This window comes from Bradyrhizobium australiense (genome assembly GCF_013114825.1).
Taxonomy (GTDB): Bacteria; Pseudomonadota; Alphaproteobacteria; order Rhizobiales; family Xanthobacteraceae; genus Bradyrhizobium; species Bradyrhizobium australiense.
The window spans coordinates 1-13600 of record NZ_JAAVLX010000009.1 but is presented as its reverse complement, the minus strand read 5'-3'; the positions used below and the strand labels follow the sequence as shown (position 1 = coordinate 13600).

Below are 13600 nucleotides of genomic sequence, written 5' to 3'. Positions count from 1 at the left end.
TGCCTTGTCAGTTGCCTGTTGCGGCTTCAGTTTTTGTTTCATCATTGGTCGCGGATGCCGCCTCATTGGTTTCGCCTGACGGCGCTTTAGTTTCGTCAACCTGTGGTTTTTCCTCCGGCGCCGGTTGCTTCGCGTCGGACTTCGGCGCATGGCCTGATACGGCGAACCGCAGCCGCATCCAGGCGCCGCGCTGCCCGGGCCGGAAATCGGAGGCGTCCTTGAGTTCGATGCGGCCGCCATGGTCTTCCAGCACGCGGCCGACGATGGCGAGCCCGAGCCCGGTGCCCTTCTGCCGCGTCGTCACATAGGGCTCCAGCAACCGCGCACGGCTGACCTTCGGCAGGCCGATACCATTGTCGATCACGTCGATCACGATGTCGTCGTTTTCGCGCGCCGCGATCACGTCGATGCGCCCCTTGCCGAGTTCTTCCGGCGGCACCTGCTCGATCGCCTCCGTCGCGTTCTTGATGATGTTGGTCAGCGCCTGCGAAATCAGCCGGCGGTCGAACTGCGCGCGCATCGGATCCTGCTTGATATCGGCCTCGATATCGAGATCGGGATGCCCGACCTTCATCAGGAATACCGCCTGCCGCACCGTATCGGCGACATCCTCGCCTTCCATGACCGGTTTCGGCATCCGCGCGAAGCGGGAGAATTCATCAACCATCCGCCTGATGTCGTCGACCTGTCGCACGATGGTTTCGGTACATTGTTCGAAGATATTCTTGTCTTCGGTGATGACCTTGCCGAATTTGCGGCGAATGCGTTCAGCCGAAAGCTGGATCGGCGTCAGCGGATTCTTGATTTCATGGGCAATGCGGCGCGCGACATCCCCCCACGCCGATGTGCGTTGTGCGGAGACGAGCTCCGTGATGTCATCGAGTGTGATGATGTAGCTGTCGCGCGACTGGCTGGTCTGCTCAGCGCTGACGCGGACCGACAGGTTGCGCTCATGGCCGTCGCGCATGATCGTGATCTGGCCCTGCACGAGGCGCTGTGTTCCCTCGCGTGCGGTCTTCATCATGTCGTCGAGCTCGGGCAGCACGTCCGACAGCGGATGGTCCAGCGTCTCGGATTCGGCGTGGCCGATGAGTTTCTCGGCCGAGCGGTTCAGAATGCCGACACTGCCCGAGGCGTCGACGCCGATGATGCCGGCGCTCGCCGAGGACAATACCGCCTCGATGAAGCGGCGGCGGCTGTCGATCAGGTCCGAGGCGTTGACCAGCTCGTCGCGCTGGGTGCGCAATTCGGCCGTCATCTTGTTGAAGGTCTCGCCGAGTTGGGCGAGGTCGCCCTCGGATTTATGGACCGGCACCTGGACATGCAGATCGCCGGTCGAAACGATATTGGCCGCGCTCATCAAGTTGCGAATCGGCGCCACCAGCCAGTTGGCGAAGTTCAGCCCGATCAGCACTGATGCCATCAGAATGGTCAGCGCGATCACGGCAAACATCAGCGCGAAAGCGACCTGGATACCGAGGCGGCGGGCTTCGATCTGGGCGTATTCGGCGACGCTGGCCTCGGTCTGCTTGAGCTGCGCGACCACGCGGGGATCGAGCAGCCGCGCCACATACAGGAAGGTGTCGTTGAACGCACGCAGCCGGATCACCGCGGCGACGTAATTCGCGTCGGGAAAGACGGCGATCTGCGGTTCGTCTTCATTGACGTTGCTGAGGAAATCCTGTGGCGGCGTCGTGAACTCCTGTTTGATGCCGGTTTGCGCCGTTTCCAGGACGTTGCGATCCTTGTCGATCAGCATGGCTCCCGGCAAATTCCGGGAGGTGGCGCTCATCGTCAGTAATTCTCGAAATGACCGGCGGTCCTGGTCGAACAAGGGCCTTGCACGGGCGATGTCATTGGCCATCCCCAGAATGTCGCCGCGGATGAGCTGCGCATGTTCGTAGGTGTAGGCCCGCGCGACAATCAGCGAATTCTGCATCACCTCGCGCGTCGGGCCCGAGAACAACCGGTCCAGGCCACGGTCGATGGTCACGTTGGCGACGATCGCGACCAGTACCGCGGGCAGCACGGCGATGATGGAGAACAGGCTCACGATCTGAACGTGCAGCCGCGCGGCGGCGCGGCCGCGCCGCCGCGCCTGAATCACCAACCAGACTTCGCGCACGATGATGGCGACCAACAGCAGGATGGTCGCCGCATTGATCAGCAGGAAGGAATAGACCACGTGCCGGGTCGGCTCGATCGGTGTCAGGCCGCTCAGGACCACGAAAGTCAGGAATGCCGACAGCAGCGCGATCCCAACCGCAAACGGCGCCACCCACTTCCGCAGGATCCCCCCTGCGGATTCGGTACGTGATGGATCGAACGGTGGTGCCGAGGTGGTCTCTGCGGTGGTCATTCCGGCAATCGGTGAGCTGAAAGGCTGTTGCCCGCCTTCCGCGGACTGATGCATTCATATCACAATGTTGCTAAATTGCGACAATTCCACGGCGCACCCGACCGCTTAATGCGATCGGCCCCAGCCGGCGGGCCACCCGTCTTCATTGCGGAGGAAGCTAGGTGCACAATCCCTAGCCGCCGCTCCGGTAGACCTGGATATCGAGATCCCTGATCTTCTTCCGAAGCGTGTTGCGGTTAAGACCGAGCAGGTCGGCCGCGCGGATCTGGTTGCCGCGCGTGGCCGCCAGCGCCGCGGTGAGCAGCGGCACCTCGATCTCCTTGAGGATGCGGTGGTAGAGGCCCGGCGGCGGGACGCCATTAGGGAAGCCCGAGAAGTGTGAGGAGAGGTAGGCTTCGACCGCACCCCCGAGGTTCTCCACACCTATCGGGGCGTTACCCCCCGAGGTGACCGCCGGTGGCGCCAGCTCGCCATCAATCACCGAGGCCGTAATGACGTCCTGTGGGTAAAGCGCAGCCAGCCGGCGCGCGAGGTTTTCGAGCTCGCGCACGTTCCCGGGCCAACGGTGCTGCTTGAGCCGTTCCAGCGCCAGCGTGTCGAGCTTCTTCGGCGGCAATCCGTCCTTTTCGGCGAGCGAGAAGAAATGCCGGATAAGATCGGGCAGATCCTCGATCCGCTCCCGCAGCGGCGGCAGACGCAGCGGCACCACGTTCAGACGGAAGAACAGGTCTTCCCGGAACAGGCCCTGCTGAATCAGGATGCGCAGGTCCTTGTTGCTGGCCGCGACAATCCGGACGTCGGTCTTGATCGGGGTACGCCCGCCGACGGTGGTGTATTCGCCCTGCTGCAGCACCCGCAGCAACCGCGTCTGTGCTTCCATCGGCATGTCGCCGATTTCGTCGAGAAACAGCGTGCCGCCCTCGGCCTGTTCGAACCGGCCGGACGCGCGGGTATTGGCGCCGGTGAACGCGCCACGCTCATGGCCGAACAATTCGGATTCGATCAGGTCGCGCGGAATCGCCGCCATATTGACGGCGACGAACGGACCATTACGGCGCTTGCCGTAGTCGTGCAGCGCGCGGGCGACCAGTTCCTTGCCGGTGCCGGACTCGCCGGAGATCATCACCGTGAGATCGGTCTGCATCAGCCGCGCCAGCACGCGGTAGATTTCCTGCATCGCCGGGGAACGGCCGACCAGCGGAATCGAATCGAATTCACCCTCGTCCGCCGCGCTCGTCACCCGCTCCTTTGGCTCGGCCAGCGCACGGCCGACGATGGTGATGAGCTCCTTCAGATCGAACGGTTTCGGAAGGTATTCATAGGCGCCGCGTTCCGAGGCCCGGATCGCCGTCATGAAGGTGTTTTGGGCACTCATGACGATGACGGGAAGGTTCGGCCGCATTTTCTTGATCCGCGGCAAGAGGTCGAACGCGTTCTCGTCGGGCATCACCACGTCGGTGATGACGAGATCGCCCTCGCCCTGACTCACCCAGCGCCATAGCGTCGCGGCGTTCCCGGTCAGGCGAACTTCATATCCGGCGCGCGAAAGCGCCTGGTTCAAGACCGTGCGGATGGCGGTGTCGTCATCGGCAACGAGTATGCTACCTGCGGGCATTGGTATTCCTCATCTTGCATCCTGTGAGGCAGGCGGCAGCGTACCCGGAACGCCGTCGCGGTTGCTTTGGTCGAGCTGTTTGGCGGGATTGAACATCGGCAGCAGCACGCGGAATGTGGTCTTGCGCGGCTGGGATTCACATTCGATGATGCCGCCGTGATCGCCGACGATCTTGGCGACCAGGGCAAGTCCCAGCCCGCTGCCGGTTTGCTTTGTCGTCACGAAGGGATCGAACAGGTTCGGCAGCAGGTCTTCCGGAACGCCGGAGCCGTTGTCCTTGACGCAGAATTCGAGCGGCAGCGACACACGTGACTTCTTGCCCGGCACTGACAGGCGAACGCCCGGGCGGAAGGCGGTGGTGAGCTGGATTTCCGCGTCGCTGCCCAAATCGGCAACGGCTTCGGCAGCGTTCTTCACGAGATTGAGGAACACCTGAATGAGCTGGTCCTGGTTGGCCAGGACCGGCGGCAATGACGGATCATAGTCCTCGACGAAGCGGATGTTGCGTGCGAAGCCGGATTGCGCCAGCCGTTTGACGTGGTCGAGCACGGAATGGATGTTGACCGCCCCGCGCGCCACCGGGCGGTCGTCGCCGAACACTTCCATCCGGTCGACGAGCGTGACGATACGATCGGCCTCGTCGCAGATCAGCCGGGTCAGCATGCGGTCTTCGGACGAGGCCGCCTGCTCCAGCAATTGCGCGGCGCCGCGGATGCCGGACAACGGATTCTTGATTTCGTGCGCCAGCATCGCGGCCAGCGCGATCACCGAGCGCGCCGCACTCCGGTGCGTCAATTGTCTGTCCATCTTGTCGGCGATGGTGCGCTCCTGCAGCATCACGACGATATGGCCGGGCCGTTCAGTGATCGGCGCCACGTGTAGGTCGACCTGGCGATCGCCGCCGATGCGGGGCGTACCGAGATCGACCTTATATTCGTTCACGGGCGAGCCGCTCGAGCGCACCTGGTCGATCAGCGCCAGCAGCGGACTACCGAACGGCACCAGCTCCTTCAGGGACTGCCGGCGCAGGAATTGCGTCGAGATCTCGAAAAATGACTCGGCGGCGATATTGGCGTCAACGATGCGGCCGTCCGGCGCCACCAGCAGTACCGGGTTGGGCAGCGCGTTGAGAATGGCCTCGCTGTCGGAGGGCACGGCGCGGCGATGTTCTGCGGCCGAATTCATGCAGCAGCACTCCATGCGAAATCGTCAAACGCGTCCTGCAGCGACCGGTGCACGCGGTGCGGATCCTCGGACGTCAGAATCTTTTGCCGCCAGCCCTTCAATGTCTCCGCCGGCGCGCGGCTGCACTGCGCTGCGATCTCAAGGGCCCAGCCGAGGTGCTTGCGTGCGTGCTTGAGCCCGATGCGCAGCCCGTAATGGCTGCAGACTTCATCATAGAGTGCGCGCACATGCGCCAGTTGTTCGGCCAGCGACGGCGCGGTCTCAGCCTGTCCGGTTTCAAGCCGTCGGCCTATCTGCCCCGGCAGCCAGGGCTGACCCTGCGCACCGCGTCCGATCATGACAGCGTCCGCCCCCGATACTTCCAGTGCGCGGACCGCCTTCTCGAACGAGGTAATATCGCCATTGACGACGAGTGGCACGGAGATCGCATCCTTGACAGCGCGTACGGCGGCCCAATCGGCTACGCCCTTGTAGAATTGACTGCGCGTGCGCCCGTGGACGGTAATCATCTGAACGCCGGCTGCTTGCGCACGGCGCGCGAGTTCGTGGGCGTTGAGCGAGCGATCGTCCCAGCCGAGTCGCATCTTCAGCGTCACCGGCACCTTGACCGCCGCGATGGTGGCTTCGATCAGCTTGAGCGCATGATCGAGATCGCGCATCAGCGCCGAGCCGGATTGGCCGCCGGTAACGTGGCGCGCCGGACAGCCCATGTTGATATCGATGATGTCGGCGCCGGCGGCTTCCGCGATCCTTGCCCCCTCCGCCATCCAGTGCGCCTCGCAGCCCGCGAGTTGCACGACGTGCGGTCCGACACCCGCCGTCTCGCAGCGCAGAATCGACATCGGCCTGCCGTGCACGAGTTCGTCACTGGCGGTCATCTCGGAGACGACCAGTCCGGCGCCGAGGGTGGCGGCAAGGCGTCGAAAGGGGGCATCGGTGACGCCGGACATCGGCGCCAGAAGGACCCGGTTGGCGACAGCAATCTCGCCTATTTTCAATGGCTTAGAGCGCGAACTTTCCGGGCCGGTCACGGCGTTCTCATGGTTAGGGCGGCGGCGTCATTGCAACCGTCGACGCATATTGTGAGCACAAATCTTGGGCAGTCAAGCTTCTTGCCTACACTTTAGACAGATCTATCATTTGCGCAAGTGCACTGCAACAAAAACCGCTTTTCCCCAGCGAGCGGGAATCGCTCTGTTTTCGCTATTCGGCGTGGTAAGGGCTGTGCGCCAGCACACCCGCCCCCTCACCAACCCCTGATTCGTTCGTATTTGAGTCCAGATGCCCAGACCTGAGCGTACCGCAGCCATTCTCGTCGCAGCCGGACGCGGGCTTCGCGCCGGCGCCGGGGGACCCAAGCAATATCGCGAGATTGGTGGGCAGACGGTGATCTTCCGCGCCATGCAAGCGTTCTGCCGGCATCCAGACATCTTCGCCGTGCAACCTGTGGTGAATCCCGATGACGCCGCCATCTTCAACGAGGCCGTAGCGGGACTACGCCACAAGCCGCCCACGAATGGCGGCGCGACACGTCAGGCCTCGGTGCATGCCGGACTCGAGGCCCTGGCTGCGGAGAAGCCCGACATCGTCTTGATCCACGATGCCGCGCGGCCGTTCGTGACATCCGCGGTGATTTCGCGCGCGATCGATGCTGCGGGTCGGACGGGCGCCGCTGTTCCGACAGTTCCCGTCACCGATACGATCAAGCAGGTCGGTGATGCCGGTCACGTCGAGGCGACGCCCGAACGCGCATGGTTGCGAATCGCGCAAACGCCGCAAGCGTTTCGCTTCGATGTCATTCTCGATGCCCATCGCCGCGCCGCGCGCGACGGCCGCAGCGATTTCACCGATGATGCGGCGCTCGCGGAATGGGCGGGATTGACGGTGGCGACCTTTGAAGGCGATCCTGCAAACATGAAACTGACGACGCCTGAAGATTTCATTCGTGAAGAAGCCCGCCTCGCCGCCCAGCTCGGCGATATCAGGACCGGCACCGGCTACGACGTACACGCCTTCGGCGACGGCGATCATCTGATGCTCTGCGGCGTGCGCGTGCCGCACACCCGCGGCTTTCTCGCTCATTCCGACGGCGATGTCGGCCTGCATGCCCTGGTCGACGCCATCCTCGGCGCGCTGGCCGACGGCGATATCGGTTCGCACTTTCCGCCGACCGATCCGCAGTGGAAGGGCGCCGCCTCCGACAAGTTCCTCAAATATGCCGTCGATCGCGTCGCCGCGCGCGGCGGCCGAATCGCCAATCTCGAAGTCACGATGATCTGCGAGCGCCCCAAGATCGGGCCGCTGCGCGATGTGATGCGCGCACGAATCGCCGAGATTGCCGGGCTCAACATCTCGCGCGTTGCCGTCAAGGCGACCACCAGCGAACGGCTCGGCTTTACCGGCCGCGAGGAAGGCATCGCCGCCACCGCGAGCGCCACCATCCGCCTGCCCTGGAGCGAGTAGGATGAGCGGCAGCGACGCCCGCGCCCTCGCCCGCTCGCTGCTCGATTTGTGCCGGATGCGCAAGCTGACGATCGCCACGGCAGAGTCCTGCACGGGAGGGCTGGTCGCCGGCGCGCTGACCGACATTCCTGGCTCGTCAGACGTGATCGACCGCGGTTTCGTCACCTATTCCAACGAAGCCAAGCGCGCGATGCTCGGCGTCAAAGCCTCAACACTGACAACCTTCGGTGCAGTCAGTAAGGAAACTGCGACCGCAATGGCAGTCGGCGCGCTGGAAAAAGCCGGCGTCGATCTCGCGGTATCCATCACCGGCATTGCGGGTCCGGGCGGAGCCACGCCGGGCAAGCCGGTCGGCCTCGTGCATTTCGCGGTAGCCTCGCGCGACGGCAAGATCCTGCACCGCGAATTCCGTTTTGGCGCCATTGGCCGCAGCACCGTGCGCCAGCGCTCGGTAGTGGAAGCGCTGCGCATGCTGATGGAACTGGCGCGCGGACCGCAGCCGCCGGTCAAGCCCCGCCGGGAAGTCGTGAGCCGGTTACGGCCGCGGGTGGCACGCAGCCCGCGCCGGAGCGCCGTCAAGCGGCGCCGACCGCCGCGGAGCTAACCAGTCGAGCAGATCAGGCCAGCGCGGCCATGGCCTTGGCGCGTGTCTCGCTCAGCGAACTTGTTGGCGTCAACGCTTCCGGGCTGATCGAAAGCTCGATGATGGCCGAAAGTCCGCTTGCCACTGCTTCGTCGAACGCGCGCGCGAAATCTTCGGTGCGCTCGACGCGCGCGCCAAAGCCGCCGCAGGCGCGGGCCAAAGCAACAAAGTCCGGATTGGCCAGATCGGTGCCGGAGACGCGGCCGGGATAGGTCCGTTCCTGATGCATCCGGATCGTGCCGTACATGCCGTTGTTGCAGACGATCACAATCAGCGGCAGCCGATTTTCGACGGCGGTCATGAATTCCAGCCCGGTCATCTGGAAGCAGCCGTCGCCGGCAAACGCAATGACCGTGCGCTCGGGATGCTGCAGCTTGGCGGCAACGGCTGCGGGCAAGCCATAGCCCATCGAACCCGAGGTCGGCGCGAGTTCGGTGCGATACTGCCGATAGCGCCAGAAGCGGTGCACCCAGACGGCATAGTTGCCGGCGCCATTGCAGATGATGGTGTCATGCGGCAAGCGATCGCTCAAACCGCGCACGATCTGTGCGAGTTGGACGTCGCCGGGCGATCGGGTCGGCTCGGTGAAGGCGACATAGTCGGCGTGCGCCGCGTTGACGTAGTCGGCGCGCGACTGGTGCTTCGGCTCCAGCCGCTTGATCGCGGCCGCAAAGGCGGCGCTGCTCGCGACCACGCCGAGCGTCGGCGAATAGACGCTTCCGATCTCTTCCGGATCAGGATAGATATGAACCAGCGGCTGCTTCGGCTTCGGAATATCGAACAGGGTGTAGCCGGATGTGGTGGCCTCCCCCAGCCTCGCGCCAAGCGCGATCACCAGATCGCTGGTGCGGATCCGGTCGGCGATTTTTGCGTCGAGACCGATGCCGACATGGCCGCCATAGGCTGGATGCAGATTGTCGAAATAGTCCTGGCATCGGAACGAGACGCCGACCGGAACCTCATGCGCGGCGGCAAACGCCTCGAGATCGCGGCGGGCCTGATCGCTCCATCCGCCGCCGCCGACGATCAGGAACGGCTTCTTCGCCTCCGACAGCAGCGCATGGAATTGCCGCAAGGCGCCGTCGTCAGGCGCGACCGGAATGGGATTGTAGGGCGGCGCATCCGGCACCTCGGCGGTGTCGGTGAGCATGTCCTCGGGCAACGCCAGCACGACCGGACCAGGCCGGCCCGAAGTGGCGGTGAAAAAGGCGCGCGAAATGAACTCGGGAATCCGCCGCGCATCGTCGATCTGGGCGACCCATTTCGCCATCGGCCCGAACATCTGGCGATAATCGATCTCCTGGAACGCTTCGCGCTCCATCATGTCGCGCCCGACCTGACCCAGCAGCAGGATCAGCGGCGTCGAGTCCTGGAACGCGACATGGACGCCGGAGGAAGCGTTGGTGGCGCCAGGGCCACGGGTGGCGAACACGATGCCGGGCCGTCCCGTCAGCTTGCCATAGGCGTCCGCCATCATGGCCGCGCCCCCCTCGTGCCGCGCGTTGATGAACCGCACGCGCTGGCTCTGGTACATGCCGTCGAGGGCGGCCAGGAAACTCTCGCCGGGCACGCCGAACACGGTGTCAGCGCCGTGCAAGGCCAGTTGCTCGATGAGAATATGGCCACCGGTTCGAAGATTTGCGTCCATCGCCCTTGTCCTTCCGTTTCGGCATTACGGATTTGGGACCGGCTTAAAGAATGGCGCTGGCGCCAGCAACCGGTTTTCTTGCGAATTCAGATATGCCGCTGGTCATTTTCCCTGTTGTTGGTCCTTTGGCCCCACGCGCGCGTCCACGCCGGTCACAGCCTCGTAGGCCTTGATGACGGCGGTGCAGGACTCGCCGTCGTGCCCCAACAGTGCCGCCTGCCGATAGGTCTGGTGCACCGCTTCCGCCATGAATCCTGGCAGGCCTGCTTCCTCCAGCCAGCGCGCGTAATAGCGGATATCCTTGCGGGCGTTCGCCAGCGACATCAGCGGCGTGAAGTCGCCATCAAGCGTAGCCTGGCCGTAGAGATCGAGCATGCCGCTCTTGGCCCCGGCGGCCGAGATGATGCCGATGAGTTGCGAGAGATCGAGCCCCTCCTTCGCCGCGAGCGCAAACCCCTCGCACCACGCCGCCACATTGGCGAAGGCGATGTAGTTGTGGATGAGCTTCAGGCGGATGGCGTGCCCCAGCGGACCGATATGGAAGATGTTTTCGGCATAGAGCTCAAAATAGGGCCTGAGGTCGTCGAGAAGGTCGCGCTCGCCGCCGAACAGCACGTTGACCTTGCCGGCGTCGGCGTGTTTCGGGGTTCGCGTCATCGGCGCTTCCACGTAGCGACCGCCGGCCCCTCGCACCATGCGGTCGAGCTTGGCGACCATTTGCGGGCTGCCGGTGGTGTGATCCACGATGACGAATCCCGGCGCCGGACCGGCGAGCAGCCCGTCCTCAGACGTGAGCAGCGCCACGACGTCCTCGGCCTCGTTGACGCAAATCATCACGATGCGGCAGTTGTTGCGAATCTCCTGGAGACTGCCGGCTCCCGTCGCGCCAAACGATTTGGCAACGGCCACCGCCGCCGGGTTGAGATCATAGGCGGTCACCGCCACGCCCTTGGCGACGAGGTTCTTGACCAAGCCACGTCCCATTCCACCGAGGCCGATAAAGCCAACGCGTTCGAATGTCGTCATCTCCGGCCTTCCATCATTGTTTGAAGATTTCTTGGTTTGCGCGGACGCCCGGCCGATCGAGCTTGCGTCAGCCAATCCTGACGGGGCCTGTGCTGCCACTCTTCCCGTAAATCGCGTCAGCCCGCTTTTCGAATGCGGCGGCAAAGCGCTGGAACGCGGTATCGAACATCGTCCCCATCAGCATCGCCAGCATCCGGCTCTTGAATTCATAGGAGAGGAAGAATCCGACATCGCAGTCGGTTTCGGATTTCGGCTCGAACGTCCAGCGGTTTTCCAGATTGCTGAACGGGCCCTTCAGATACTCGACCATGATCTTCAGGTTTGGCCGGTCCAGCGTCACCCGGCTGGTGAAAGATTCCCGCACCAGCTTGAATGACACCGTCATGTCCGCGACGACGACTTCGGTGCCGTCAGCTTTCTGCGTGCGCTGGCGGATCCGCAGCGATTGGCACAGCGGCACGAATTCCGGATAGCGCTCGACATCGGCGACCAGATCGAACATTTGCGGCGCGGTATGATGAACCCGGCGCTTGCTGGAAAACTGAGGCATTGGACGCGCTCACCCGTGTCGCGCAGCCCGCGCCGCTTGCAGCTTGGCAAAATCCTCACCCGCATGGTGCGACGAGCGGGTCAGCGGGGTCGCCGACACCATCAGAAAACCCTTGGTGTAGGCGACCTTCTCGTAGCCCGCGAATTCGTCCGGCGTCACGTAGCGTATCACAGCGTGGTGCTTGCGCGTCGGCTGCAGATATTGCCCGATGGTCAGGAAATCGACGTCCGCGGAGCGCAGATCGTCCATCACCTGCAGCACCTCGTGGCGCTCCTCGCCCAGGCCAACCATGATGCCCGATTTGGTGAAGATTGTGGGATCGATCTCCTTGACCCGCTGCAGCAGCCGGATCGAATGGAAGTAGCGCGCGCCCGGGCGCACGGTGAGATACCGCGCCGGCACGGTTTCGAGATTGTGGTTGAACACGTCCGGCTTGGCCGCCACGACCACCTCCAGCGCGCCTTCCTTGCGCAGGAAGTCGGGGGTGAGGATTTCGATCGTTGTGGTCGGGCAGCGCGCGCGAATGGCACGGATCGTCTGCGCAAAATGCTCCGCGCCGCCGTCGGCAAGATCGTCGCGATCGACCGAGGTCACCACGACGTGCGTCAGCCCGAGCTTGAAGGTCGCCTCCGCGACGTGTTCCGGCTCGGCGACGTCGAGCGCGCCCGGCATGCCGGTCTTGACGTTGCAGAAGGCGCAGGCTCGGGTGCAGGTGTCCCCCATGATCATAAAGGTGGCGTGCTTCTTGTCCCAGCACTCGCCGATGTTCGGGCAACCGGCCTCCTCGCAGACCGTGACGAGGCCATTCTCCTTGACGATCTTTCGCGTGTCGGCATAGCCGCGGGTGTTCGGCGCGCGCACCCTGATCCAGTCCGGCTTCGGCGGCGACAGCGCATCCGGCCGGTTCACCTTTTCGGGGTGACGCGGGCGAACCTGGTTCAGGGAGACGGTATCGACGAGAACGACCATGTTCAGTCCGGATATTGCGAGAACACTTAGCTAATCCGTCTCGCCTATAGCTGCAAGCCAGTTGCGGAAGGCCGCAACTTGGCATCGCGGAACCTAGCAGAAACGTGCAAGATGTTGGCGGTTTTCATCTGTTTCGCAAACGATTCTCACCTGAAAATGGCTCAAAACCCTAAGCCCGCCGACGCCGCCGCGCCCCGGCTCGGCAAGCAGTTGAAACGCTCGTTTTTCGACCGAAGCGTGCACGAGGTGGCGCCCGACCTGATCGGGGCGACGCTCTTGGTCGACGGCGTCGGCGGCATCATCGTCGAGGTCGAGGCCTATCACCATCTGGACCCGGCCGCGCATTCGTTTCGTGGGCCAACACCGCGCAACCGCGTGATGTTCGGCCCGCCGGGTTTTACCTATGTCTACCGCTCCTATGGTATCCACTGGTGCGTCAATTTCGTCTGCGAAAAGGAAGGTTCGGCCAGCGCCGTGCTGATCCGCGCGTTGCAACCGTCCCACGGTATTGCCGCGATGCGCCGCCGCCGCGGCCAGCAGGATGAGCGCGCGTTGTGTTCGGGGCCGGGCAAGCTCTGCGAGGCGCTTGGGATCACGATCAAACACAACGAACTGCCGCTCGATCAGCCGCCGATCGTGCTGCATGCGCGCGTGGGCAGACTCGACGTCGCCGCAGGCGTGCGGATCGGCATCACCAAAGCGGTCAATCTGCCGTGGCGCTACGGATTGAAGGGGTCGAGATTTTTGAGCAAACCATTTTGACAATGCGGTTTCTCTTTCAGCCGTCATTGCGAGCCACCCGGTCGGCGCGAAGCGCCGCCGGATGGCTCGCAATGACGTGGAGATTGCGACGCAACACTCGATTGTCATACCCCGCGAATGCGGGGTATCCAGTACGCTGTGGCGGAGCAGCCCGGCATTCCCTGCGCAATGGTTTGACAGCTTATGCCGGGCTCTCCCTGGAGACGAATTTCTTTTGCCTCCATCACTGACGAATTGCGGCTCGCATGACTCGGTTGAGTGCTGCAAGCCTCCGCCAGCTTGACACCAGCCACGGGTGCCAGGACCACACGGTTTTGCCGTACGCAGCTTCCCCTGCCAGAGACTTCAACCAGCCAAGTGCTCGCCAGCCAAAGTACCGA

The 13600-nt window shown here is 63.7% G+C and carries 11 protein-coding genes; 3 read left to right on the top strand and 8 right to left on the bottom strand.

Features of this window, described 5'->3' with window-relative positions; all coding sequences use genetic code 11:
• Positions 1 to 7: 7 nt before the first annotated feature.
• The 4 genes from HCN58_RS25910 to dusB all read right to left on the bottom strand — a co-directional run bounded on the left by HCN58_RS25910 (position 8) and on the right by dusB (position 6157).
• Positions 8 to 2359 (bottom strand): sensor histidine kinase NtrY-like, encoded by a 2352-nt coding sequence (locus HCN58_RS25910; RefSeq protein ID WP_171582213.1) that lies wholly within the window; start codon positions 2357 to 2359, stop codon positions 8 to 10.
• 172 nt (positions 2360 to 2531) lie between these two features.
• Positions 2532 to 3974 (bottom strand): nitrogen regulation protein NR(I), encoded by a 1443-nt coding sequence (ntrC, locus tag HCN58_RS25905; RefSeq protein WP_065744582.1) that lies wholly within the window; start codon positions 3972 to 3974, stop codon positions 2532 to 2534.
• A gap of 9 nt (positions 3975 to 3983) precedes the next feature.
• Positions 3984 to 5159: a two-component system sensor histidine kinase NtrB gene (locus tag HCN58_RS25900; RefSeq protein ID WP_171582212.1), complete on the bottom strand. Its 1176-nt coding sequence runs from the start codon at positions 5157 to 5159 to the stop codon at positions 3984 to 3986.
• Positions 5156 to 6157, bottom strand: a complete 1002-nt coding sequence (dusB, locus tag HCN58_RS25895; RefSeq protein ID WP_171582476.1) for a tRNA dihydrouridine synthase DusB — start codon at positions 6155 to 6157, stop codon at positions 5156 to 5158. Before dusB ends, HCN58_RS25900 begins: the two co-directional genes overlap by 4 nt.
• Before the next feature lie 283 nt (positions 6158 to 6440).
• On the opposite strand from dusB, the gene HCN58_RS25890 reads away from it, so the two are divergent.
• Together HCN58_RS25890 and HCN58_RS25885 are read left to right on the top strand one after the other, a co-directional pair.
• A complete protein-coding gene (locus HCN58_RS25890) occupies positions 6441 to 7622 on the top strand; it encodes a bifunctional 2-C-methyl-D-erythritol 4-phosphate cytidylyltransferase/2-C-methyl-D-erythritol 2,4-cyclodiphosphate synthase (RefSeq protein WP_171582211.1) in 1182 nt (393 codons plus the stop codon).
• A 1-nt stretch (position 7623) separates the two neighbouring features.
• Complete coding sequence (locus HCN58_RS25885; protein ID WP_171582210.1) at positions 7624 to 8226, top strand: CinA family protein; 603 nt, start codon at positions 7624 to 7626, stop codon at positions 8224 to 8226.
• A gap of 13 nt (positions 8227 to 8239) precedes the next feature.
• Here HCN58_RS25885 and HCN58_RS25880 read toward each other — a convergent pair whose 3' ends face one another.
• The 4 genes from HCN58_RS25880 to lipA all read right to left on the bottom strand — a co-directional run bounded on the left by HCN58_RS25880 (position 8240) and on the right by lipA (position 12458).
• Positions 8240 to 9913 (bottom strand): thiamine pyrophosphate-binding protein, encoded by a 1674-nt coding sequence (locus tag HCN58_RS25880; protein WP_171582209.1) that lies wholly within the window; start codon positions 9911 to 9913, stop codon positions 8240 to 8242.
• A 102-nt stretch (positions 9914 to 10015) separates the two neighbouring features.
• Positions 10016 to 11038, bottom strand: coding sequence for an NAD(P)-dependent oxidoreductase (locus HCN58_RS25875; RefSeq protein ID WP_311966868.1), 1023 nt, complete (start codon positions 11036 to 11038; stop codon positions 10016 to 10018).
• The gene (locus HCN58_RS25870) at positions 11007 to 11489 is read right to left on the bottom strand and encodes a type II toxin-antitoxin system RatA family toxin (RefSeq protein WP_171582207.1); all 483 of its coding nucleotides are present in this window, start codon (positions 11487 to 11489) and stop codon (positions 11007 to 11009) included. The genes HCN58_RS25875 and HCN58_RS25870 overlap by 32 nt, the downstream gene beginning before the upstream one ends.
• Positions 11490 to 11498: 9 nt before the next feature.
• Positions 11499 to 12458, bottom strand: a complete 960-nt coding sequence (lipA, locus tag HCN58_RS25865; RefSeq protein ID WP_171582206.1) for a lipoyl synthase — start codon at positions 12456 to 12458, stop codon at positions 11499 to 11501.
• Between the two features lie 156 nt (positions 12459 to 12614).
• Between lipA and HCN58_RS25860 the strand changes: the two genes are divergently transcribed.
• A complete protein-coding gene (locus HCN58_RS25860; protein ID WP_171582205.1) occupies positions 12615 to 13220 on the top strand; it encodes a DNA-3-methyladenine glycosylase in 606 nt (201 codons plus the stop codon).
• The last annotated feature ends 380 nt before the right edge of the window (positions 13221 to 13600 follow it).